21 protein-coding genes are annotated in these 22,142 nt (G+C 36.5%); all 21 read right to left on the reverse strand.

Annotation, left to right across the window (positions count from 1 at the left end):
- Positions 1–14 precede the first annotated feature (14 nt).
- Complete coding sequence (locus KJ593_06285; protein ID MBU2541490.1) at positions 15–725, reverse strand: NTP transferase domain-containing protein; 711 nt, start codon at positions 723–725, stop codon at positions 15–17.
- Positions 722–1,726, reverse strand: a complete 1,005-nt coding sequence (locus KJ593_06290) for a kinase (GenBank protein MBU2541491.1) — start codon at positions 1,724–1,726, stop codon at positions 722–724. Before KJ593_06290 ends, KJ593_06285 begins: the two co-directional genes overlap by 4 nt.
- A gap of 3 nt (positions 1,727–1,729) precedes the next feature.
- Positions 1,730–3,454: a glycosyltransferase family 39 protein gene (locus KJ593_06295; protein ID MBU2541492.1), complete on the reverse strand. Its 1,725-nt coding sequence runs from the start codon at positions 3,452–3,454 to the stop codon at positions 1,730–1,732.
- A gap of 57 nt (positions 3,455–3,511) precedes the next feature.
- Complete coding sequence (locus KJ593_06300; protein ID MBU2541493.1) at positions 3,512–5,218, reverse strand: glycosyltransferase family 39 protein; 1,707 nt, start codon at positions 5,216–5,218, stop codon at positions 3,512–3,514.
- Positions 5,219–5,223: 5 nt separating this feature from the next.
- Positions 5,224–6,156, reverse strand: coding sequence for an NAD(P)-dependent oxidoreductase (locus KJ593_06305; GenBank protein ID MBU2541494.1), 933 nt, complete (start codon positions 6,154–6,156; stop codon positions 5,224–5,226).
- Between the two features lie 17 nt (positions 6,157–6,173).
- Entirely contained in the window at positions 6,174–7,640 is a 1,467-nt protein-coding gene (locus KJ593_06310) for a B12-binding domain-containing radical SAM protein (GenBank protein MBU2541495.1), read from the reverse strand.
- Positions 7,637–9,427 carry a thiamine pyrophosphate-binding protein gene (locus KJ593_06315; protein MBU2541496.1) on the reverse strand — a complete coding sequence of 597 codons (1,791 nt, stop codon included), beginning with the start codon at positions 9,425–9,427 and terminating at the stop codon, positions 7,637–7,639. Before KJ593_06315 ends, KJ593_06310 begins: the two co-directional genes overlap by 4 nt.
- A gap of 94 nt (positions 9,428–9,521) precedes the next feature.
- Complete coding sequence (locus KJ593_06320; GenBank protein ID MBU2541497.1) at positions 9,522–11,006, reverse strand: B12-binding domain-containing radical SAM protein; 1,485 nt, start codon at positions 11,004–11,006, stop codon at positions 9,522–9,524.
- Positions 11,003–11,914, reverse strand: coding sequence for a hypothetical protein (locus KJ593_06325; protein MBU2541498.1), 912 nt, complete (start codon positions 11,912–11,914; stop codon positions 11,003–11,005). The genes KJ593_06320 and KJ593_06325 overlap by 4 nt, the downstream gene beginning before the upstream one ends.
- Positions 11,887–12,714: a hypothetical protein gene (locus KJ593_06330; protein ID MBU2541499.1), complete on the reverse strand. Its 828-nt coding sequence runs from the start codon at positions 12,712–12,714 to the stop codon at positions 11,887–11,889. Before KJ593_06330 ends, KJ593_06325 begins: the two co-directional genes overlap by 28 nt.
- Positions 12,699–13,853 (reverse strand): 2-isopropylmalate synthase, encoded by a 1,155-nt coding sequence (locus KJ593_06335; protein ID MBU2541500.1) that lies wholly within the window; start codon positions 13,851–13,853, stop codon positions 12,699–12,701. The genes KJ593_06330 and KJ593_06335 overlap by 16 nt, the downstream gene beginning before the upstream one ends.
- Positions 13,831–15,039, reverse strand: coding sequence for a pyridoxal phosphate-dependent aminotransferase (locus KJ593_06340; GenBank protein MBU2541501.1), 1,209 nt, complete (start codon positions 15,037–15,039; stop codon positions 13,831–13,833). The genes KJ593_06335 and KJ593_06340 overlap by 23 nt, the downstream gene beginning before the upstream one ends.
- 45 nt (positions 15,040–15,084) lie before the next feature.
- Positions 15,085–15,795, reverse strand: a complete 711-nt coding sequence (locus KJ593_06345) for a glycosyltransferase family 2 protein (protein MBU2541502.1) — start codon at positions 15,793–15,795, stop codon at positions 15,085–15,087.
- Between the two features lie 27 nt (positions 15,796–15,822).
- Complete coding sequence (locus KJ593_06350; GenBank protein MBU2541503.1) at positions 15,823–16,350, reverse strand: hypothetical protein; 528 nt, start codon at positions 16,348–16,350, stop codon at positions 15,823–15,825.
- 8 nt (positions 16,351–16,358) lie between these two features.
- On the reverse strand, positions 16,359–16,871 hold the full coding sequence (locus KJ593_06355) for a hypothetical protein (protein MBU2541504.1): 513 nt from the start codon (positions 16,869–16,871) through the stop codon (positions 16,359–16,361).
- A gap of 4 nt (positions 16,872–16,875) precedes the next feature.
- Positions 16,876–17,583 (reverse strand): sugar phosphate isomerase/epimerase, encoded by a 708-nt coding sequence (locus tag KJ593_06360; GenBank protein MBU2541505.1) that lies wholly within the window; start codon positions 17,581–17,583, stop codon positions 16,876–16,878.
- A 32-nt stretch (positions 17,584–17,615) separates the two neighbouring features.
- Positions 17,616–18,383: a glycosyltransferase family 2 protein gene (locus KJ593_06365; GenBank protein ID MBU2541506.1), complete on the reverse strand. Its 768-nt coding sequence runs from the start codon at positions 18,381–18,383 to the stop codon at positions 17,616–17,618.
- Between the two features lie 21 nt (positions 18,384–18,404).
- Entirely contained in the window at positions 18,405–19,493 is a 1,089-nt protein-coding gene (locus KJ593_06370; protein MBU2541507.1) for a radical SAM protein, read from the reverse strand.
- Between the two features lie 16 nt (positions 19,494–19,509).
- On the reverse strand, positions 19,510–20,409 hold the full coding sequence (locus tag KJ593_06375) for an NAD(P)-dependent oxidoreductase (GenBank protein MBU2541508.1): 900 nt from the start codon (positions 20,407–20,409) through the stop codon (positions 19,510–19,512).
- Positions 20,402–21,313 carry a hypothetical protein gene (locus KJ593_06380; GenBank protein MBU2541509.1) on the reverse strand — a complete coding sequence of 304 codons (912 nt, stop codon included), beginning with the start codon at positions 21,311–21,313 and terminating at the stop codon, positions 20,402–20,404. Before KJ593_06380 ends, KJ593_06375 begins: the two co-directional genes overlap by 8 nt.
- Positions 21,310–22,125 (reverse strand): transketolase, encoded by an 816-nt coding sequence (locus KJ593_06385; GenBank protein ID MBU2541510.1) that lies wholly within the window; start codon positions 22,123–22,125, stop codon positions 21,310–21,312. Before KJ593_06385 ends, KJ593_06380 begins: the two co-directional genes overlap by 4 nt.
- Between the last annotated feature and the right edge of the window lie 17 nt (positions 22,126–22,142).

Here is a 22,142-nt window from a genome sequence, read left to right on the forward strand (position 1 = left end):
TGTGATCAATTCTTTCATTTTAAAATTTTCTGGGCTTGCCGATATCTTTCTGGTGTTCCAATGTCAATAAAATCTGCGTCTGTCTTATACCCGTAAAAATCACTTTTAGTAATTTTGGGGAAAAGTTGTCGCTCTAGAGAAAAATTCTTATCAGATGGAATCATAGAAAATATCCTATTGTCAAAAAGATAAATCCCAGCACTTATAAAACAGCCTTCTCCTGTGTCCACTTTCTCATCAAATTTCAAAATCCTATCTGAATCCCCTATGCTAACAATGCCATAATCAGCTGCTTGTTCACTTTTAAGTAATACAGCTGAAAACAATGCCTTTCTTTCGATATGAAACTTTATAAATTCCACAAGATCTAATTTACACAATGAATCCCCGTTTAAAACTAAAAAGGTAGGGCTTTTTATTAAGCTTTTAGCATTCTTTATTGCCCCTGCGGTACCCAATGGCTTTAACTCTTGGCTAAAACTTATCCTTAGATTCCTCAATTTATCCTTATAGTAGCTCTTAATTAAATCTGATTTATATCCTGTGCAAAGAATAAAGTGTTTAAATCCGAAGTTCGCAATATAATCAATCAGAATATCTAAAAAGGCGCGTCCATTAATTTCAGCCAGGACTTTTGGCCGATCATTCACAGCCGACTTAAGACGTTCGCCTTTTCCTCCACAAAGCAAAACTACATCTATAGATTCTGTCTCGATGCTATTCATGATCTCAATAAAGAATCACCTGGACTATAAAATATAATTTGACTTCCTAAACTTTCAAAACTAAAAGGCACATAAAGTAATTTGCTTAGTTTTTCTCTAATGCGTGGCTGTACATTCGGCTCTGCAAAGATTAATATAAAACCACCTCCGCCAGCGCCCAATAACTTCCCCCCTAACGCACCTGCGTTAATGGCGCTATCGTATATCTCATCGATTTTAGGAGTGGTTATTTTTTTGGATAAATTGCGTTTAATTTTCCAGCTTTCGTGCAAAAGTTTCCCAAAATCCGTCAATCTGCTTTTACTATTCAAAATTTTTAATGCCTCCTTAACCAATTCCGACAGGGTTGTCAGTTCTGTTTTCTTATTAGGCGTTTCTTTAATTTGTTCTGCAGCAATCTTAGAGGCGGTGCGTGAAAATCCTGTAAAGAAAAGCATCAAATGTTCATGTAGACAATTAAGTCTGCTTACATCAACTGTTAGGGGGCTAACCTTAATATGCTCTTTGCCTCCGAATTCTATCAAATTAAATCCACCAAATGCAGCTTGCGCTTGATCTTGGCTTCCTACATTTTCGTTAATAAGTTCTTGCTCAACATGTATAGCATCAAGTGCTAACTGCCTCTTCGTAGGCATAATACCTTTAAGGGCATAAAGGGCATGAAGCAATCCTACCGTAAAAGTCGAGCTCGATCCCATTCCCGTACGAGCAGGCAAGTCTCCATCATGATGGATTTCGATTCCATTTTTGACTTTCATAAATCTTAAACATTCACGAACAGAAGGATGGTGGATCTCAGAAATTTCATTTATAAGCTCTACCTCAGAATAACTAATACGGGATTTATGTTCAAAAAAAGGCGGTAAATAACGACAATTAATATAGCAATATTTATTTATAGTAGTAGCTAAAACAGCTCCGCCATTTTCCTTATACCAAACAGGATAGTCTGTGCCACCTCCGAAAAAAGAAATACGAAAAGGCGTTCTGCTTATAACCATAATTTATATCTCCTTAAGTTTGTATGAATTGACCCAATATAACTTTTTTCCAAAACCCAAAATATCCGCGGGACCAAATATTTCATCTAAAGAATATTTCTTTTCAATAAAATCTTCTATGCGGGGGGATATTGATTGGAAATCACTTAAATAATTATTACTGATTTTTAAAATTATTTTCGGATTTTCATTTTCAATTTTAGAAATTATACTATGTTCAAATGAAGTTACTATGGGCCTGAGGTCCTCTCTTTTAATAGACATCTTTACCAAGAATTCAAGTTTCTTTAAAAGGTATTCTTCTCTTACAAAGATATTATTTTGCTTAGTTAAGAAGCTTAATTGTGGATAATAGCCCATAACAACTATTTTTTCATTATCCTGGAGATTCTTTGATAGATAAGAAAATAATGACTCATATAATTCCTTTTCATAAGCAGTGACTAGGATTCCTTGGGCTCGGACTAAATTTAACGGTTCTCGATATCTTTTTGAATTAGAGTAAGGATAAATAAAAAAGTTTAAAAAACTGATATAAAATAAAAATATCGCAATACAAATTCTTGTAATTACCGGCCTAGTAGAGTAAAAAGTCTTCAAAAAATAAAGCAAATAAACGGTAAGAATAAAAGTAAGTTGAATATTGTATGCCTTGGTCATATTATGACCCACTAGAAAACTCTCGAAAGAAATAAACACCGAAGGAATAATGATGATCAATAAAGAATTTTTGTCTCTAAGCAATTTTTCCTTAATCTCAAAGTTAACTTTATTAAATCTTGCCCTGATATAAATAAAGATAATTGAAATAGGCACTATAAAATACAGGCAATTGATAAAGGCCTCAAATGAAGTAACCAATAATTGCTTAAACTCACCAAATGAAGATATATTTATAAGGCTGCTAATTGGAAATATGCCATTAATTTTTTTTAAAATTTCTGAAAAGGTAATTATATCAATCTTGGATGAGAGGCTAACGGATACGGCAGAATTAGGTTGAAAAAACAAAGGGTAAGCCACAGGTAAATCCTTTAGCGCAGTCTGAGAATAAAAATACAATAAATATATCAACGGTAAAATGAATACACCTATTAGAAATATCAAATAATTATTAATTTTATTTCTAAATTCCCTTAAACCATCAAACAAAAACAAAAATAAAGATACAGCAACTAAAAAACTAACTCCTGCTAATAACGGCTTAGTTAATAAGCAAATGGAACAAAAGATACCAGCCCAAAAAATATTATATATTTTTTTATTCGATTCCAAGTATCTACAGATCATCAATAAACAGGCAATCTCAGCCAAAACAATGAAGATATGATTAAATGTATAATATGGAACATTAAAAAATATAATTGATAGAAAAGCAGCTATGCCGGCCCAAAGACTTGGCATGATCCTTTTGGACAAAAAGAAAACAAGAGGTATGACTAATGAGGCAAAAATGATATAGCTAATTCTCAAAACAATTAAATTGACACCGAATATCTTCATGATGAACGGATAGACGAAGAAAGAAAATGGACCATATAACCATTCAAAATCACGATAGGCTAAATTGCCTTGCATAGCTAAAAGATAAGCGTTTGCATCACGACTTTCCTCAAAATTCATACCTAAACGAAAACTTAAAACATGATGAATATAATAAATCAAGGCTACGGCTAAGATAATTAGCAAGCTTTTATACTGTTTCCAAAACTCATTCTTTTTAAACATAAATATTAAAATGTTTTTCTATTTAGATGCAGTATGCTAATAACCGCGAATTCACTTTCAATTTAATTTATATGCATACACCCTAGCTTTTTCGTTTTCATTTCCAAGAATCTGTGCTGGTTCAAATTTTCGCTCTAGAAGATAATTTTCTGCTAGATAGTCTTTAATCTTGGGGGATATCATCCTGAAGTTAGGCAGATAATCTGCATTTATCGTCAAAACTATCTTGGGTTTCTGCGTTCTCATCATAGACATTATTTTATTCTCTAGCAAATTGCCGGAGAGAATAGCCCGGCCTGTCTTCCGTGCTCTCCAAAAGAGAACTTCGAGATTTGGAAAAATATAATCGTCTTTCGCAAAAATATTTTCTTGTTCGGTTAAGAAACTTAATTGAGGATAATAACCTATAACAGCAATCTTATCTTTGGCTTTAAGATTATCGGATAAGTATAACGACAAAGACTCATACATTCTTTTTTCTTGAGGTGTTACCAAAATTCCCCTGCTGCGTTCAAGATTCAATATTTTAGTGTTCTTTTTTAATCTAGAGTACGGATAACGGAAGAAAGACACGAAACTTAAGGAAAATAAAACAATAAGTATTGCAGCAAACAAACGCTTACGCTGATGAATTCTTTTAAATAAATAGAGTAAATATACAGTCACTATAAATGGGGTTTGAATAGTAAATGATCTATTGTAAATATGAGACATTACTAAGCTCTCTAGAGAAATAAATATTGAAAAAAGACCGAATAGTAGGAAGAATCTTTTGTTTTTTTTAATTTCTTCTCTAATTTCTGTTCTTTGATTACTAAATTTAGATCGATTATAAACAAGCAAAAGTAAAGCGCAGGTTAGAAACGGCAAAATAACAATAAAATTATCAAATGAGGCAATTAGGACTTTTTTTAACTCTGTGAATGAAGTTAAATTTATAATCGTTTTGATTGGCAATAAGGTTGTTATTCTTTCAATGAGCCTTGGAATAATGCTCATTATCCTTGGAGCCTGATCAGCAAACAGCGATGAATCTTTAGCAAAATATGGATGAGCTACAGCAATACCTTTAAGTCTAGTTTGAAAATAGAAATACAAAGAATATATTAAAGGCAAAAAAACTGCGGCAATACTAAACATTAAAATATCTTTAAATCTTTTTCCCAGGCTACCTAAATCCTTGTACAATAAAATAAATAAAGATATTGCAGCAAAAATAGTTATTCCAGAAACTAAAGGCTTAGTTAATAAGCAAATGGAACAGGAGATACCGGCTAAAATTAAATACAAGATTTTTCGATTTGTTTCCATATATAAACATATCATCAAAAGACAGATCATTGCCCCCAATGTAAGAAAAATATGATTATACGTATAATACGGGACATCAAAGAATACAATTGATAAGAATGCGGCGATACCTGCCCAAAGAGGCGGCATTATTCTTCTGGCTAAAAAGTATGCAAGAGGAATAATCAAAGAAGTAAATACAATATAGCTAACCCTTAAAACAATAAGATTAAAACCAAATATCTTCATAAGCACAGGGTAAACAAAAAACGCGAAAGGTCCATATACCCATTGGAAATCACGGTAGGCTAAATTGCCCTGTATAGCCAAAAGATAAGCGTTTGCGTCACGGCCCTCCTCAAAATGCAATCCCAAACGAAAACTAAAATATTGTTTCAAGTAATAGCTAGCAACCACTACTAAAATTATTAAGAAGCTTTTATTTTGTTGCCAAAACTTATATCTATAATTCATTTATCTTAAACATTGGAGAATTGGTTTAGTCTGATAACCTGATAACCTTTGATTAATTCCCTAATACCATCCCGAAGTGAAAAAATAGGCTTGAATCCTGTCTTTTCAATTTTTGAGTTACTTACGATGTAGTCTCTTTTGTCCGGATCCTCCCCAATCTTAGCTTCGACAAAATAAAACTCAGGGATCTCCTTTTTGATCTGTTCACATAATTCCCATTTGCTTAAATTTGCATCGCTAATGCCAACATTATAAGGTTCGTCTTTCATCAATTCGAAATTATCTAAGGAATGAATAAATGCCTTTGCCACATCTCGCACATGAATATAATTTCTCTTGAAGTGTGGCTCGAAAATTATAATAAAATAGTCAGCTACGGCGCGATAAACAAAATTATTCACTAGAAGGTCAAGCCGCATTCGTGGACTAACCCCAAATGCCGTTGCCAGACGTAAAGAAATTGAATTTTTAGCATCCAACAGCGCCTTCTCTGCTTCTACCTTCAATCTTCCATAAAGAGAAATAGGCCGCAAAGGGGTATCCTCGGTGCAGAAGTTATCTTTCTGGCCTACTCCATAACCGCTATTCGTAGTGGGATAAATTACTCTTTGATTTTTACTGCGTAAATCTAATATCAAATTTAGGCCATCAACAATGACTGCTTTAGCCTCTGTTGGATTTTTCTGACAAACAGGCGCGCCCGTCAAACAAGCCAAAGGGAAAATTACATCGACGTTCTGGAGCAGTTTCGAAATCAATTTTTTATCTCGACAATCTCCTCTAGTAATAGTCAATTTTTTATCATAGCAACAATCTAAAAGAGAGGTTTGATTATAAATAAAATTATCCAGAGCGATAACTTCGCAACCCTTCTTTAATAATTCAGAGACTAATACTGAACCAATATAACCTGCTGCTCCAGTAACTAAAATCTTCATAATTCCCCTCTCCTTTACTAAACCTTGTTTGTCGTCTCCTGTTCTTCTAATAATCTTCTTTTTAATTTGAATTTTAGCATATCTTGTATATGCGCTAGGGTCTGTATGCCAAATTTATCTAAAATCATATCTTGATAGCGCTTACTAGAAAAATATTCTTCAAAGGCATCGTCTCTAAACTTAAGAATTTGAGATGCAGTCAAATACTTGGTTGGCAGAGGCTGTGTTTCAAAACTAAATTGAGAATAACCTAACCAAGAATCCGGTAGAGGTAATTTATCAGCTAATGTCTGTTCATACAGCTTTGAGCCGGGATAAGCCATGGCTACATAAAAATTTGCGTATTCGCAATTAAGCTCTTTTGCTAAATCTAAAGTCTGGCCCAAAGACTCTAAATCATCTTCTGGCAAACCAAAGATAAAATTAGCGCCAATATGAATACCGACTGAATGTATCAAACTAGTGATGCGCTTCATCTTTTCATTGTCAAACCTTCCCTTGCTTACTGCGTCTCTTACCCTCTTACTGCCTGACTCAAAACCAATACCCAACCAATTGATTCCAGCCTGCTTCATTCTCTTAAGCATATTCTCATTAAGCGTATCTACTCTAGCATATGCCCAAATATTTAAATTATAACCCCTTTGAATTAAAGAATCACAGATCTGTATAACGCGTTCTTCTTTTAAGGCAAACATTTCATCCATGATTTTGAAATTCTTGATTCCGTAATTTTCTACCAGATAATCAATCTCCCTAATGACTTTATCGGGATCCCTATACCTGATTGTATGCTTGCCGAAGATTGCATTTATGCAACAAAAGGAACAGTTAAAAGGACATCCTAAGCTTGTATAAATTACTCCGTAAGGACTACGCTTATCTAAATGACCAAAGCAATGCCAGTTATGTGCTCTATATTTATTCATTGCCAATAAATCCCATGCCGGCATAGACAAATCATCCGAATCAACTAATTCAGCTCTCGGGTTAGAAAGAATTTTACAATTCTCTTCATAGAATAAACCCTTGATATCTTTCAAAGGTTTGCCAGATAATAAATCTAATACTGTAAAAAACCCCTCTCCTTCGCAAACGAAATCTACCGATTCTTCTCTAAGAGTCTTCTCTGGTAAGGCTGAAGGATGAAGTCCAATCAGAATAGTCGAAATATCCCTATTGTTTTTTTTGATATTATCAAGCAACTCCCTTGCCCCTACCATACTAGTTGTGGAGGCTGAAGGATTGGTTCCAGAAGCGACTATAGCCACTAATCTCGGCCTCATTTTAACGACTGCTGACAAGACTCTTTCCGGCTCAATCTCAGCATCTATTATATCTACATTAAAACCCCTCTCTCTGATAAAGCCACCCAAAAGCCCAGCCCAAAGAGGCGGCTCAAGACCAGAAAGGGACTTGCTTAAATTCTGGTATATCTTCTTCTGTGCTCCGGGTTTTATAACTAATAAATCTAAGTTTTTCATTTTATCGGACCAGGATAAACAGGATTCTCCCATCCCTTCCAAGGCTTAATAATCATATTTCTTTTAAATTCTTCTCTCGGTAAAAATGGATATTGATCTTCTATTGGTGTACCCCAACCAAGCTTTGGTTGATAATCATAGAAACCAACCATATTAACATCACAAATTACTGACTCCCGGCTTTTAAGGGCATCTTTTAGTTTTCTTTTCAATTCTTTGTGATCCTTAATTCTTAACGTCTTTAAGCCATAGGCCTTAGCAACTTTTACGTAATCAGGAAAAGACACGCCATGTTCGGAATCAACGCCTGCATATTCTGATTTAAAATGCGTGTCACGATAAGCCTTAGTTATCCCAAATGCCTGATTATTAAAGATAAAGACCTTAACCGGAAGCTTGTAATGCTTTAACGTCTGAAGTTCTTGTATATTAAAATGCATACCACCGTCTCCGAGTATACAATTCACTTTCTTGCCAGTAGCAACAGCTGCTCCTATAGCAGCCGGAAGTGCATAACCCAAAGATGAATTTCCGTTGTTACTAAATACTCTTTGATTCGCCTTAGGCTGGAAGGCCTGAGAAGTTACAACGCAATTACCTCCTGCCTCATGTACTAAAACATCACCCGAATTCATTAGCTCAGAAAGAACCTTAACAAAGATATATGGATTAACGCTCCCCTTTTGTTTGACGTATTCTTTCCTGACTACAGGATATCTATTCTCCCATTCCTTGACCCGAGCCAACCAAGTAGGATCAATATTCGCTCCAAATTTAGGAGATTTTCTAAAGGCTTTCGTAAATTCATTAATAAATACCTTCGCGTCGCAATAAATATTCAAATCGCCCTTTGTTTGTTGAAATTTCATTTCGTATTTATCAATATCTACGATTATCTTCCTTGCAGCTCGAGCAAAGGTATGCTGCATACCTCCGGTAATTCTTCCGGAGATTCTGCTTCCTATAGCTAAAAGAAAATCGCAATTCTGGATACCGAAATTTCTGCCGTCGCCGCCGAATGTACCCACTTTTCCGCCAAAGAATTTAGGGTCGTAATGATCGATCATATTCCAAGTTACAAAAAACGGCACACTCTTTAATTTGCGAGCTAAAATCTTTGCCTGTTCGCTGGCACCGGCCAACCATACCCCGCCGCCTAAAAGAATAGCTGGCCGCTTTGCTTGCCTTAGATAATTTAAAACACGAACAATCTTATTAATCTCCCACCCCTCTGAACTAGGGGGTAAATAACCTTTCAATTTTGAAGAAACCTTTGCTCTTTGTATATCCATAGGGACATCTAACAGTACTGGACCTGGCCTACCACTTGTTGCTAAAAAGTAAGCTTTCTCCAATTCATATCGAATATCAGCTGCCTTCCTAATAACAGTAGCATATTTGGTAATCGGTTTAACCATTGACACAATATCACTTTCCTGAAAACCCCATTGCCTAACTAGATTATTAGGTTTTATAAAACGGGAATTAACCTGACCTGTAAAATAGAGCGCTGGACAGGAATCGTAAAAACTAGCTGCAATGCCATTTAATAGATTCTGGCCTCCTGGACCGGAGGTGGCAATCATTGCTGACATCTTGCGCGTGGCCTTAAAATAGCCATCAACCATGAATGCGCCTGCTTGTTCATGCAACGGACAATAATACTTGAGCTTCTTGTTTCTGGCAACCGACACGACAAGACTTGCCGCAGCAGACCCCTCAATAAAAAACACATCACGAATACCTTTCTTAACTAAAAAATCAGCAATAAATTCCGAAACTATCATTCTTGTACCTCTCCTAGCTCCTATCTTATTAAAACGTCCTTCCTCAATTGTCCCAAGAGCTTACTTTGAAGGCTTAATTTATTTCCTAGATCTATCATAACTGCAATAAATGATGAATAGGTAATTTTCTGTTTCTATTTAAGCTTGCATAGCGTTGCGTGATTATATCCTCTGCTTTTTTTCGAAATTCAATTAATTCTTCGATATCCAAATTATAAGGTTTGATCCATGGCTTATCGCTAGCTTGATGAAAATTCTCGGCATATAAAATATCCTGATCAGGAACTAATAACAACTTATTCCTAATAACTTCATCATATAATCTAGAGCCAGGAAGCGGGACGGCGGTATGGATTGATATGTTATCTAAATAAAGTTTATTTATCATCTCGTAAGTTTCCCTAAGAGTATCCGAGGTTTCTTGAGGTAGGCCAATAATAAAAAAAGCCCTTACAAAAATATCCTTTTCCTTGCGCATTAGTTCAAATACCTCAAATATTTTTTCCCTCGGCAATTTTTTTCCCATAACTTTATTTCTAATGTAATCAGAACCGCTCTCTACAGCAAAGGATATCCTTAAAAGGCCCATAGCTTTTAGCGCCTCTAGAATATCCCTATCAAAAAACTTTATAGAGATACCGTTTGGTGTATCAACATAGATCTTGAGATTCTTTTTCCTAATCTTACTAGCGAGTTCAAGTACTCTACTTTTATCCATGCTAAAGTTATCATCTATTATTGAAAAATAATTAATACCATATTCATTATATAGGTATTCTATTTCTTTTAGGCAATTCTCAGCTGATCTGTATCTTATTTCTTTTCCATGAAGAAGATGCATAGCACAAAAATTACATCCCATAGGACAGCTACGACTTGAAAGGAAGGGGAATCTGTATTTAAGGCTATATCCTTTGGGGTTGTGCCAATGCCTTTCCCACTTCTCTGACTCAATCTCATAATCCTGCAAATTTAAGAGTTCCCAGGCTGGATAGGGTAAAATGTCTAAATCATTAATGAAGTTTCTTTTAGGGTTGACTCTTATCCGGCCATCTCTGTAACATATTCCATCTATGTCTGATAGTGAACCACCATTGAAAATACAATTTAACAACTGAAGGAAAGACTCCTCCCCTTCACCAATAATAATAAAATCAACACAATCAAAGCGTTCAAGAATTTCCTTATAAAATACGGTCGGCTGGATACCACCTAGGACAACCGGAAGAGAACTATCTATCTTTTTTAAAACGGAACTTATGAAGATAGTGGCTGGAAATTTACCCGAAAATAAACAACTAATACCAACAAGATCGGGTTTGTAATCATTGTAGGTGTCAGTAATTGTTTGCTCGACAAAAGCATCGAGATCATCTTTAAAAGATAAATTATGTCTTTTCAGAAGAGCTGGAATATCTAGATAAAATATATTATAACGGTTCTTCTTTAGAGTAGCTGCCAAAGAAAGCAAGCCTACCGAAGGATAAGGCTCCTCTCTCAAATTGCTAACCATTGAATCATTCGAGATATTACTGGATCTAACGTGAGAATTAATTAATAAAATCTTCTTACTATTCATCTTGACCTTTTATAGCTGGGGTCTTTTATCAATTGCTTTGCAGCTAGAGCAATTTGTTCAGCGGAAGGAGTGGAATTTCGAGACTCAAAATTAACGCCAATAGATCTATCCTCTAATCCTAATGCCTTTAGGGGCTTCCCGGTCTCCAACATCAACTGGTAGGCTATAGATTCAGATGCGCCACAAATTTCAAATCCGGCATCGATTACCAGCCCCGCCCTGCTATTACTTAGTGCTGCTATGATATGTTCCTTCTTAAACGGCTTTAACCATGCAACATGAGCAATATTACAACTAATGCCGTCCTTCTTTAAAATAGCTGCAGCCTCTTCTACTTCAAAACGAGCTGCTGAAATTGGAATTAATGTTATATCCGCGTCATTATCTGAATTTGTAAACTCTTCGGTGTTCTCAAAACTTGCTCTATGTTCACTAACGAACATGGGATCATCGTGCTCCATAAAATCATTCCAAGCCTGCTCATATTCAGTTGGTGTCATAGGAGAACAAACCCTCATACCTGGCATATGCATAAATACGCTATGCAATACACCCGAATGGACACAACCCGCATCTTCCTGGGCTAATGCCCTTACAAATATAGGCATTAAAATTCCAAAAATATCTTTTGCCTTAGCAGCGTAATTTACTAACGTACTGCTATTAAGCCACATAAAATCTTGAAAACGAATTACAATAATAGGCCGTCTTCCTGTAATACCTGCGCCGCAGGCAATACCCATATTTGATACATCTGACATAGGCAATTCAACCAGATTCTTAGAATTAGGTACTGTTTCGTTAATCCAGCCAACAGCTCTAATACATTGACCAAGTAGAAGGCCGTTATTTTCCTCAAGGTGCCTGCGAGTAATTTCTTTTATTGTCCCTGCAACTGTTTTCGCCATAACTCTCCTACATATCTTTTCATCTCATTCTCAATTAGTTTTGCATTAGAGATCTTCTTTTTTACCTCAGACAATCTATCTTGCTTAGGCGATCCATCATTACCTATACCAACATGCCAAAGATGTCTACAGGTCTTTATATTAATAAAGGCGGGGAGACATTTAGTTAATTTCTTAATGCTATCAAAAATTATCTCAGGATCATCTACGATTGATTCACTGACTAGCCCCATCGCCTTTGTTACGTCTGGAATCTTCCAATTTCTTCTTACCTCAATAGGCGTCAAAATAGACAAGTTGTTATCTTCACAAACATACAAAATTGGCAATTTATTCTTTTCCGCAAAACCATAAGAGGATAATACATAATCCTCTTCGGCTGCTGCATCTCCGAAATAAACAACAGTAGGCTTTCCAGAGGCTAGGCAATAACCTGTAGCTAAAGGGATGTTTTCCCCTATAAGGCCATTATGGCTATACATAGGAATATTCAGATCTTTGATGCAAGGCGATCCCCCCCTACCTTCACAACAGCCCGATCTTCTTCCTAATAACTCGTCAATGAGACGCTCGATATCGCCTCCGTACGACAAATAGGTTGAATGACAACGATGTTGAGTAAAAACTGCGTAACCTTCTGTAAGAGCAGACATAGTTGCAGAAATTGCTTCTTGGCCTACTGACAAATAAACTACTCCGGGAACAAGGTTCTTTTTTACAGCTTCAACTACCTGAAACTCAAAATAACGAATAAGGCACATCTTCCTAAATATCTCTTCTAAATTTAGCTTTTTTTCCATTTCTTATATAGGATTAAAATATCACCATCTGTTAAAGATCTATTTTTTGCGGCATTATTTTTGCAAAACTTTAGGAATCCTCTCAGCTCTTCCTCTTCTAAATCAAGCTTTAGCTTTTTTAGTTTTTGCTCTAAGGCGCGCCTACCAGATAATTTTCCAATAACGAGTTGATAACCATCCAGGCCTATGTCTTGTGGATTTAAAAGCTGATATGTTCGATTATATTTAATCATGCCATCTTGATGAATCCCTGATTCATGCAGGAATGCATTTGCCCCTACGATTGCCTTATTGGATGCAATTTTTATCCCCGATAATTCTTCAACTAACTTACTTGTATTTATAATTTCTTTCGTATTTATATAGCTTATATCTTCTTTAAATACATCTTCCCTGGCCTTTAGCGCCATAATAACTTCTTCGCAAGCGGCATTTCCAACACGCTCTCCTATCCCATTAATGGTAACCTCTACTTGTCTGGCGCCTGCCTTTATCCCTGCCAAGGTATTTGCTACCGCCAATCCTAAATCATTGTGACAATGGGTGGAGACAACGATATCTTCTGGTAATTCCTTCGTGATGCTACCAATTAAAAAAGCATATTCTTCAGGAGTCGCATAACCAACTGTATCGGGCAGCTCAATTGTCAATGCACCTGCTTGCACGCAGGACTTACATACTTGTATAAGATAATCCAATTCGCTGCGAGTTGAATCCTCCGCAGCAAACTCGACATCTTGCCTAAAGCTCTTTGCATATTGAACCATTTCCACGCAAAGATCCAAAGCCTGCTGAGGAGAGATATTAAATTTATGTTTCAAATGTATATCAGAAGTGCCCATTACAACTTGAATACGCCCTTTTTTTGCCTCGCCTAGAGCTTCTGCTGCCACCTCTATATCCTTTTTATGCGCCCTACACATGGTACTGATGATAATTGAATTTCCGAATTCCTTCGCGACAAGATTTACGCCTTTAGCATCTTGCTCAGAAGCTATAGGAAATCCTGCCTCAATAATAGGAAGTCCTAGCTTCACCAACTGCTCAGCGATCCTCAGCTTTTCTTCTGGTAAAAAATTTACGCCTGCTGCTTGCTCGCCGTCTCTTAAAGTAATATCATTTATTAACAAGTCTTTCATTTCTCTTCACCACCTTCATATTCTTTGTCTCCATTAATACCTTCTTCATCTTTTCACAAGCCTCTTCAATAATTTCAGGCCGCCTCATATAACAAAGTCTTATATAACCCTCCCCATATTCGCCAAAACAAGTTCCAGGAAGCAACACAACATTGCACTTCTCTAAAGCAAAATCAGCAAACTGAGTACTGCTCATGCCTGTGCCTTTTATATTTGCAAAAACATAACAGGCGCCTTCCGGAAGACAACAAGAAACTCCCGGAATCTCATTTAACTTCTTTACTATTAAATCCCTTAAGGATTTGTACTGCCTAATCCTATCCTCAATAACACTCTGGTCACCCTTTAAGGCACTTACACCCCCATATTGTATAAAAGGAGGTGTACAAGAATAAATCGTTTGAAAAAGGCTGCCCATTTTTTCTATGACCTCTTTTGGACCTATTGCATAACCCAGGCGCCATCCAGGCATTGAATAGTTTTTGGCAAATCCATTTAGGATAATCGTACGCTCTTGACATTTATCAAGAGAGCTAGGGGAAAAATGCTCACCGTCGTAAATAATCTTAGAATAAATTTCATCGCTTAAAAGATAGGTATCGTTATCTTTGGCCACTTTAGCAATAGCCTCCATCTCTTCCTTAGTCAGCACTGCGCCTGTGGGATTCTGGGGTGAATTTACAATTATCAGACGAGTCTTATCGGTAATCCGCTTTTCTATTGCATCGGCTTGTATATGGAATTTACTCTCTTCTTTAATAGGCACGCCAACCTTCTTTATGCCAGTATAATTCGTCACAGCCAGATAGGTGGAAAAGCCTGGGTCTGGATAAAGCACCTCTTCTCCCGGATTTGCCACGCAGCGCATTACAAAATCTATGATGCCATTTGCCGGCATAACCACTACTTGATCCAACTCTGGTTTAAAACCCAACGTCTCATGGGCATATTCACAGATGGCTTCCTTTAACTCAGGGATGCCTGCTGAATCAACATAATGAGTACAGCCATTATCTAAGGCCTCTTTAGTTGCATCTATTATGTGCTGATGAGCCCTAAAATCTGAATCGCCAATCTCAAAATGAAAAATTTTCTTTCCAGCCTTCTCCATCTTCCTTATTTTAGCCATAAGCTTAAACATTGGCTGACCGATTAGTCCTTGCGTAATCTTAGCTAGTTTTTTCATTACGTTCTCCCTAAATAAAAATTTTCTGTTATTAATTCGCTGTAATTAATGCCAAATGAATACTTCTCTTAAAACTTGAAAAAGATAAGCTGCTCCCCATTTAAAAACCTGTAATTTTGCTTCTCCGCCGATTCTTTTTGGTTCATCACCGGGGATCTCAGCAACTTTAAGTTTCCTTTTTGCTGCCCGAACTGACAATATCGGCTCCCAGCCGATTTTAGTCCTAAATAATTTCTCGGGTGTAGAATAAGTAATATCTTTATCTAAATCCAACTCTCTGACTAAACTCTTTTTATATATTCGAAAGATATTCATAACATCTGTGTATTTACCGCCGTGTAATAAGTTCATGAGAGTAGTGAACATCCAATTGCCAAAGGCCGTAACTGGAGTATCATCATAACTTTTAGCTCCTTTGGCGTAACGAGACGCAATAACCATGTCATAGCCTTCTTTCATCTTCTCGATTAATTTAGGAATAAGTTCAGGGATACAATTCCCATCCGGACTAAAGGTAATAAGTACCTCACTATTGACAGCTTCAAGGGCATCTATAAATGCATTACGCACGCCTGAACCTAGGTGCTTTTCAAATATTAAAGTCCAGCCATTCTCTTTAATGTAATCAATTGTCCCATCTGTAGAATAGCCATCAACAAAAACAATCTCATCGACCCACTCTCTTTTTATTCTGGGCATAATTTGTTTTAGACCATCAATTTCGTTAAGCGTAGGAATAAGTAAAGCTACTTTCATTCTTTGACCCCTTTCTAAGAATTAAGATTAATCGAACTCACTTCTTTTCCCTAAAATAATGATTTTTAATGCTATTATAATTTTTGAAATCCATAAAACAGTCGGCTTTCCAATATAATATTTACCATCTTTAAATATTATCTGACCACTGTTAATTAATCTATTCGTTCTCTTTTGGAATATCTCCTTGGCGCTGTATCGATTTAGAAGCTCTCCTAACTTGAGTCCGTCTCCTGCCTCATATAATTCCCTTAATATTCTTATACGACGTGCTGTCTCGCCTAAATTTATAAAATGAAAATAACAATAACCCAGACAACCGTAGCCTATCAAATTTATAACAAAAATATCACTAAGGCCTTCTAAGGAAACCTCTGGCCTAAAGGAGATAAAAGAGGTGAAAAATAAGAGATACAAAATGCCAATAACAAATCCCAAATAAATTGAGTTCAATAATCCTATTTGTTTAAAATATCTAAAACTAAGTAGTTGTACTAAGACATTTATAATAAGGCAAATAACTGGCATAAAAACTAGAAAATAATCAAAAGTCATCTTATGATCTATCCACCTTTTTCTAATCTGAGTAACTTACGATAAAAAACAAACAGCTTTGCTACTAAGGCTCCTGTTGCTCTTAACTTGTATTTGCCATTGCCAACGTAGATCATCTTCGCGGTAAGAAGATCATTCAATCTCGGCAATACTAAAACATCGTCATTCATATTTTGCTGTAACATATTTTCATCCAAGCCATTAGGACCTGCCTCATGGACTTTCATAACCATGACCAGAGAGGGACTATCTACCTCTAATCCTGAATAGGTCACAATATAGGCTAATGTCAAAGAAATAAAAAGAATGCAAAGTTTTAGATATCCTAGAGGTAAGACTCTAGCGAAAATATCAGCTTGATTTGAAGATGTCCTCAAAAACAAAATCCCAACTAGCAAGATAGATAGAAAAATCAAAAACAATACATTAGTTTGATTTTTTGGGATACGAATCTTCCAAATTGCAAGATGAATAAAAAATGCTATTACAAATAGAACTATGCCATATAATAAAACGCTCATAAAATCAAAACTTCCCTTTAGTTATCGTTGCCTTATTAGCTTCTTTCCAGCTCATATAGAAATCATTTAATTTTTTAAACTCAAAGTAAGTCTGCAATGATGCTCTTGCCTCTGATACGACAAATCCAGAATACCCAGCCCTCCTAATCAAATCCAACATATATAAACTATGATCTGGCGATTGATGCAAGTGTGTATGCCATAAATCGCTACCAAAGACATAACCGGTCAAATGAATATGGGAGGCATCTTTTATAACCGGTAAAAATTCCTCTTCATATACACCGCAACATTCTAACTGTAAATGCTCCACATCCAGACATCTGCCCAACCCAAATCGCCTCATAAATTTCAAAGGTTCATGCACGCTATGGGTATTTTCAACGCAGAGCTTAGTCTTAATGGGTGTAAAAATCTTTGTTATATCCAGCCATTCATCCTCCCAATAAATATTATGAAAGACAACGATTTTTGCGCCGATTGCTTTCACTAACTCTGATAATTTATCTGGAGTTCCTAAGTCATGCGGTGCATGTACAGCATAGCTAAATGAAAATCTCCTGCACAAAGCTATGAGGACATCTAGATTCCCTAGCATCTGTCCGTTTAGATAAAGTTCAACTCCACAGATGCCGGCCTTTTCAATATCGGATAAGATTCTCAGCTCTGGGGCAGACTTTACTGCCAAAACAATATCATTAATTTTATTCATAACTCTAGACAAACTACTAAAGCCTTAGATCTCTAACCAGATGAGCGTCTTATTGCCGTCAATGAATCTTTGGCAAAACCTGGTTCGCCTGCCTTATCTTTTTTAAAATAGAAATCTCTCAACAAGCGCAAATAACCACTAGCAACATGTAGAAGTGAAGGAAAACTAACAGCCTTGGAAATACCGTGTTCCCTTACGTCAAGCCTATATGGGACTTCAGCGAAGAGATAGCCTCGCTTTGCAGCTCTTATCAGTATGTCTGTCTGAAAGAAAAAGCCATTACTCCTAAATTTGAGCTCTTTTAAAATGGATTTTCTATAAAGTATGGTGCCATTTGTGTAATGGAAGTTAACAACAAAAGTAGTATTAATAATAAAACGATAAATGAAAGAGAGAGCATTCCTGAATAAAGATCTTGCGTTTTTGTTAAAGACAAAAGGAATAACTATATCTACCTGTTCAAGCAATTTGTAGTAACGCAAAATTTCCAAAGGGTCATTTTCATTATCCCCAGGCATCCAAAGCACAAAATCACCACCTGCCTTATCCACCCCATCCCAGAACGATGTCCCTACGCCTTTGGGCTTAGAGTGCGAAAGAATTTTAACCTTAGGATTCTTCTCCTTTAATATCTTTACTAAATCTTCTGTCTTATCACAACTTCCGTCGTTAACTACAATAATCTCACCCTCAATATTAAAAACCTCAAAGGCCCTCAGGATATTCTCAATAGTTGCGGTGATATTCTTTTCTTCGTTAAGTGCAGTTACAACTACTGATACGCCTTTAACTTTATCCATAATTTACTGTTTATCTAACCTTTAAACAAAATTAACATGCTCAGGTGGATTTTTTAACTGCCAAACAAACTCATTTATAGCGTGAGTCCTACAATTTGAGTAACATTTATTAACATCAATTTGTGCAACTTTTTCCACTATCTTCCAGTATCTATCACTTCTGATTATGTCTTTGAAAGACTCCTTAGTTAAATCACCCATGCGATATTCTTTCTCCATGCTAGTATCCTTATCAAAACACATACCGCAAGGATATATTCTTCCCTCACCGCTTGAATATAACAAAAATGGCACGCCAAGGCATTGTTTATAACCTCTTTCTCCTCTATTTGCGATCTTCCACCATTTTATTATCACATTATAGTTCTGCTGACTTTCACTCTCTGCCTCTTTCAGTACTTTTTGGAAATTCTCATATTCAGCAAGTTTACTATATACACCAATATCGCTTTCTACTGTATCACTGCACTGTTTTACGACCAAATAATCTACCCCTAATTCCTTACCAAGTTTTGCTAAAGGAACTACCTGATCTACATTTGTAGGAGTTAAAACCATCTGAAGACCGACAGTGACACCTAATTTCTTTCTTTTTTTAGTCTGGACACAGAATCTTATTTTCTCAACTGCCGTAGAGAATTCCTTGCTACGATGAACTCTTAGATAAGCTACATCACTAGCAGCGCTGATGTTAAATCTTATCCAACTTAAATGTTCTAATGCCTCCTGGCCTGCTTGGCCTGTATCAAATAAAATACCATTCGTACCCATAGAGACATCTACGCCAGCTCTTTTAGCCTCTACTATTGCTTCGTAGACATGGGGGTTCAGTAATGGCTCGCCTTCCCCAATAAGCCCAAGAGACCTGACCCCTGCCTCAGGAGCTTCTCTTACATATCTTAAGAGGGCTTCTCGTGGGAAGAATTTATCAGCACCTTTCTTATAAAAATTTCCCTGGAGCACTCCAAAACAGTACTCGCATCTAATATTACAACCTTTGCTTAATCCTACATCTATATGTATGGGAACAATCCTCTTGCCATTGAGCCAGTCAGTAACTCTATCCAGGTGCCAATAAAGTTTATGTCCATCCATTATATATTTATCAATCACGATTCAATCTCCGTCAAATTTTGGCTTTTATCCTATCGCAATATTCTCTTACGGCGTCTTGCCAAGGCCTTAAGCTGGGGATTTTCTCAGATTTCAGCGGTGTATTAGTATTTTTTATACAGGTAAAAGGGAAATCTTTATAAGATGCCTTCTGAATCTCAGCATCCAATTTAAGACATTTAATAATCTCTTTCATTAATTCAAACAATGATGCCTTGCCTTGGTTAGCTATATGATAAAGCCCAAAGGCAGAGCTTGACCTTAGAATACGCAAGATCTCCCCTGCTACATCTCTACTGTATGTTGGCGATGAAATAATATCAGCAGCAATCTTTAAAGCCTTTTGCCCTTGTTTTATTCTTTGTAGCATCTTTTCAACGAATTGATTGTCTTTTGTAGTTTCACCAAACAATACAGATACTCTAAAAATATAATATGTCTTCGCTATTGCCTGTATGAGACAATCAGCACCATACTTTGTAAGCCCATATAAATTTAGAGGATGAGGCGCATCACTTTCAACATAATAATCCTGTTTTTCATCATTAAAAACAGCATCTGTACTAAAGTGAACCAGCAAAAATCCGTATTCATTTGAAAGTTCAGCTAACGCTTTAGGATATAGGGTATTTACTGCCAGGGTATCTTGCGGGTCATCTGCGCAAGGATCAAGGCCTAAGGAGGCGACAGTATTTAAAACTACCTCTGGCTTATTTTCTTTAATAAGTGCGTGAACCTGTCTTGAGTCTCTTGCATCAAAATCCTTGCTATTTTTCCCGATGACCTCAAAATCATTGTTTGTAAAAACCTCAGTTAAAGCAAGTCCCATTTTGCCTGTGGAACCAAGCAATAAGACTCTTCCTTTTAAAGGATTAGGAAGGCCTATCCCTGTGGATAATACCCTTTTACTCATACCTGAGTGCCTCCTTAACTGCGCATCTAATAGCTTTTGAGGAAATCCCGTAATAATCTCTCATGCCTTTCCTATTTTTAATCTTATGTATAAATTCATTACTTATGCCCATTTTCTTTAATCTAATGCTGAGGCCTTGCTCAAGAATCCAATCAGCAATGATACTACCTAGCCCGCCATCTATGAAATGTTCCTCAACCGTTATTACGGTATGTATATTCTTTAGCTCCTTAAGAAGAGCTGGGAAATCCAGAGGACAAATCTTAGGAACAGATATTACCTTCACTGTCCCCTTAAAACCTTCTACTGCAGAGATTACTTCCTCCCCAATTGAACCGTGAAATAAAACTGCCACTTCCTTGCCTTCTCTTATTACTATAGGTTTCTCTATTGTCTTTGGCGGCCTTTTGTGAATCCTAGGCTCACCGCTTTTGGCAAGGCGTATATAAACCGGTAACTTACTAGAAAAAGCATACTCAGCACATTTTTCTGCCTCAAGCGGATCTGAAGGAGAAAGTATGACTAAATTAGGTAAACTCCTTGCAATTTGTATATCCTCAATAGAATAATGTGTGACACCTTGCGGTGCATACGTCAGTCCACTTCCAATCCCCACTAAAGTAATCGGTAATCTCTGATAACAGATATCATTTCTAACCTGTTCATAGCACCTGAAAAGAAGAAAAGGAATGATATTGTATAAAAAGATCTTATACCCGGCAAGCGCTAAGCCAGCGGAAAAACTTATCATATTCTGTTCGGCAACGCCAAGGTTTAAGAATCTATCTGGAAACGTCTTTTTAAATTCATCCAAGACCCCGAAGCCAGCGTCTCCGGTTATTAAGAAGATTCTTTTATTCTCTCTGGCGCAATCTGTTATTCTACTGATTACACTATCTCTCATTTTGCCTTAGGGCATAAATTCTTAAGCGCTTCTCTTTTTAAATCATCCGTAACAATAAAATAATGCCATTTATTCTCATTTTCCATGAAGGGAACGCCTTTGCCTTTCACTGTCTGAGCTATTATTATTTTAGGCCTTCCTTTAGAAGGCTCTTTTAGGGCTTTAAAAATCTGCGTAAAATTATGCCCATCAACTTTATGTGTCTGCCATCCAAACGCCTCCCATTTTTCAATAATAGGCTCAAAATAGCATATCTCTGTTGGCCGGCCGTAACCTTGAAGATTGTTATAATCTAGGATTGCAGTAAGATTATCTACTCCTAATTTTGAAGCAAATAAGGCACCTTCCCAGATAGAACCCTCTTGTGATTCTCCGTCACCAATCAAAGTAAAAATTCTTCTCTTATCTTTTTTGAGTTTATAGCCGTAGGCCATTCCGATTGCCATATTAAACCCATGCCCTAAAGAACCACAGGATGCCTCAATCGGCTTTGCGCTGAATCTATCAAGATGAGCAGGTAATGTTCCATCATTTTGAAAATATCTCTTTAAGGTATCCTGGCTAATAAACTTCTTTAAAGCAAAAACAGCATAAAGCGCCATAGCTGCATGCGCTTTACTAAGTATGAATATATCTCTGTTTTTCCAATCCCCTAGATCTATTTTAAGTTCATGGAAATAAAGAGCTACTAGTAAATCCACGCACGATAAAGATGATCCTACATGTGCGCTTCCTGATCTACAGGCAACATCTAGAATCAATTTTCTTGCTTCATCTGCGATTCTTTTAAATTTAGTTTCTAGTCCTGGCATATTTGTTTTAAAGAAAA

The organism is Candidatus Omnitrophota bacterium (assembly GCA_018830005.1).
GTDB lineage: Bacteria > Omnitrophota > Gorgyraeia > JAHJTE01 > JAHJTE01 > JAHJTE01.

Excerpts from the sequence above, each read along its gene's own strand:
- KJ593_06285 (MBU2541490.1), bottom strand. The coding sequence starts at position 725 with ATGAATAGCATCGAGACAGAATCTATAGATGTAGTTTTGCTTTGTGGA.
- KJ593_06290 (MBU2541491.1), bottom strand. The coding sequence starts at position 1,726 with ATGGTTATAAGCAGAACGCCTTTTCGTATTTCTTTTTTCGGAGGTGGC.
- KJ593_06295 (MBU2541492.1), bottom strand. The coding sequence starts at position 3,454 with ATGTTTAAAAAGAATGAGTTTTGGAAACAGTATAAAAGCTTGCTAATT.
- KJ593_06300 (MBU2541493.1), bottom strand. The coding sequence starts at position 5,218 with ATGAATTATAGATATAAGTTTTGGCAACAAAATAAAAGCTTCTTAATA.
- KJ593_06305 (MBU2541494.1), bottom strand. The coding sequence starts at position 6,156 with ATGAAGATTTTAGTTACTGGAGCAGCAGGTTATATTGGTTCAGTATTA.
- KJ593_06310 (MBU2541495.1), bottom strand. The coding sequence starts at position 7,640 with ATGAAAAACTTAGATTTATTAGTTATAAAACCCGGAGCACAGAAGAAG.
- KJ593_06315 (MBU2541496.1), bottom strand. The coding sequence starts at position 9,427 with ATGATAGTTTCGGAATTTATTGCTGATTTTTTAGTTAAGAAAGGTATT.
- KJ593_06320 (MBU2541497.1), bottom strand. The coding sequence starts at position 11,006 with ATGAATAGTAAGAAGATTTTATTAATTAATTCTCACGTTAGATCCAGT.
- KJ593_06325 (MBU2541498.1), bottom strand. The coding sequence starts at position 11,914 with ATGGCGAAAACAGTTGCAGGGACAATAAAAGAAATTACTCGCAGGCAC.
- KJ593_06330 (MBU2541499.1), bottom strand. The coding sequence starts at position 12,714 with ATGGAAAAAAAGCTAAATTTAGAAGAGATATTTAGGAAGATGTGCCTT.
- KJ593_06335 (MBU2541500.1), bottom strand. The coding sequence starts at position 13,853 with ATGAAAGACTTGTTAATAAATGATATTACTTTAAGAGACGGCGAGCAA.
- KJ593_06340 (MBU2541501.1), bottom strand. The coding sequence starts at position 15,039 with ATGAAAAAACTAGCTAAGATTACGCAAGGACTAATCGGTCAGCCAATG.
- KJ593_06345 (MBU2541502.1), bottom strand. The coding sequence starts at position 15,795 with ATGAAAGTAGCTTTACTTATTCCTACGCTTAACGAAATTGATGGTCTA.
- KJ593_06350 (MBU2541503.1), bottom strand. The coding sequence starts at position 16,350 with ATGACTTTTGATTATTTTCTAGTTTTTATGCCAGTTATTTGCCTTATT.
- KJ593_06355 (MBU2541504.1), bottom strand. The coding sequence starts at position 16,871 with ATGAGCGTTTTATTATATGGCATAGTTCTATTTGTAATAGCATTTTTT.
- KJ593_06360 (MBU2541505.1), bottom strand. The coding sequence starts at position 17,583 with ATGAATAAAATTAATGATATTGTTTTGGCAGTAAAGTCTGCCCCAGAG.
- KJ593_06365 (MBU2541506.1), bottom strand. The coding sequence starts at position 18,383 with ATGGATAAAGTTAAAGGCGTATCAGTAGTTGTAACTGCACTTAACGAA.
- KJ593_06375 (MBU2541508.1), bottom strand. The coding sequence starts at position 20,409 with ATGAGTAAAAGGGTATTATCCACAGGGATAGGCCTTCCTAATCCTTTA.
- KJ593_06380 (MBU2541509.1), bottom strand. The coding sequence starts at position 21,313 with ATGAGAGATAGTGTAATCAGTAGAATAACAGATTGCGCCAGAGAGAAT.
- KJ593_06385 (MBU2541510.1), bottom strand. The coding sequence starts at position 22,125 with ATGCCAGGACTAGAAACTAAATTTAAAAGAATCGCAGATGAAGCAAGA.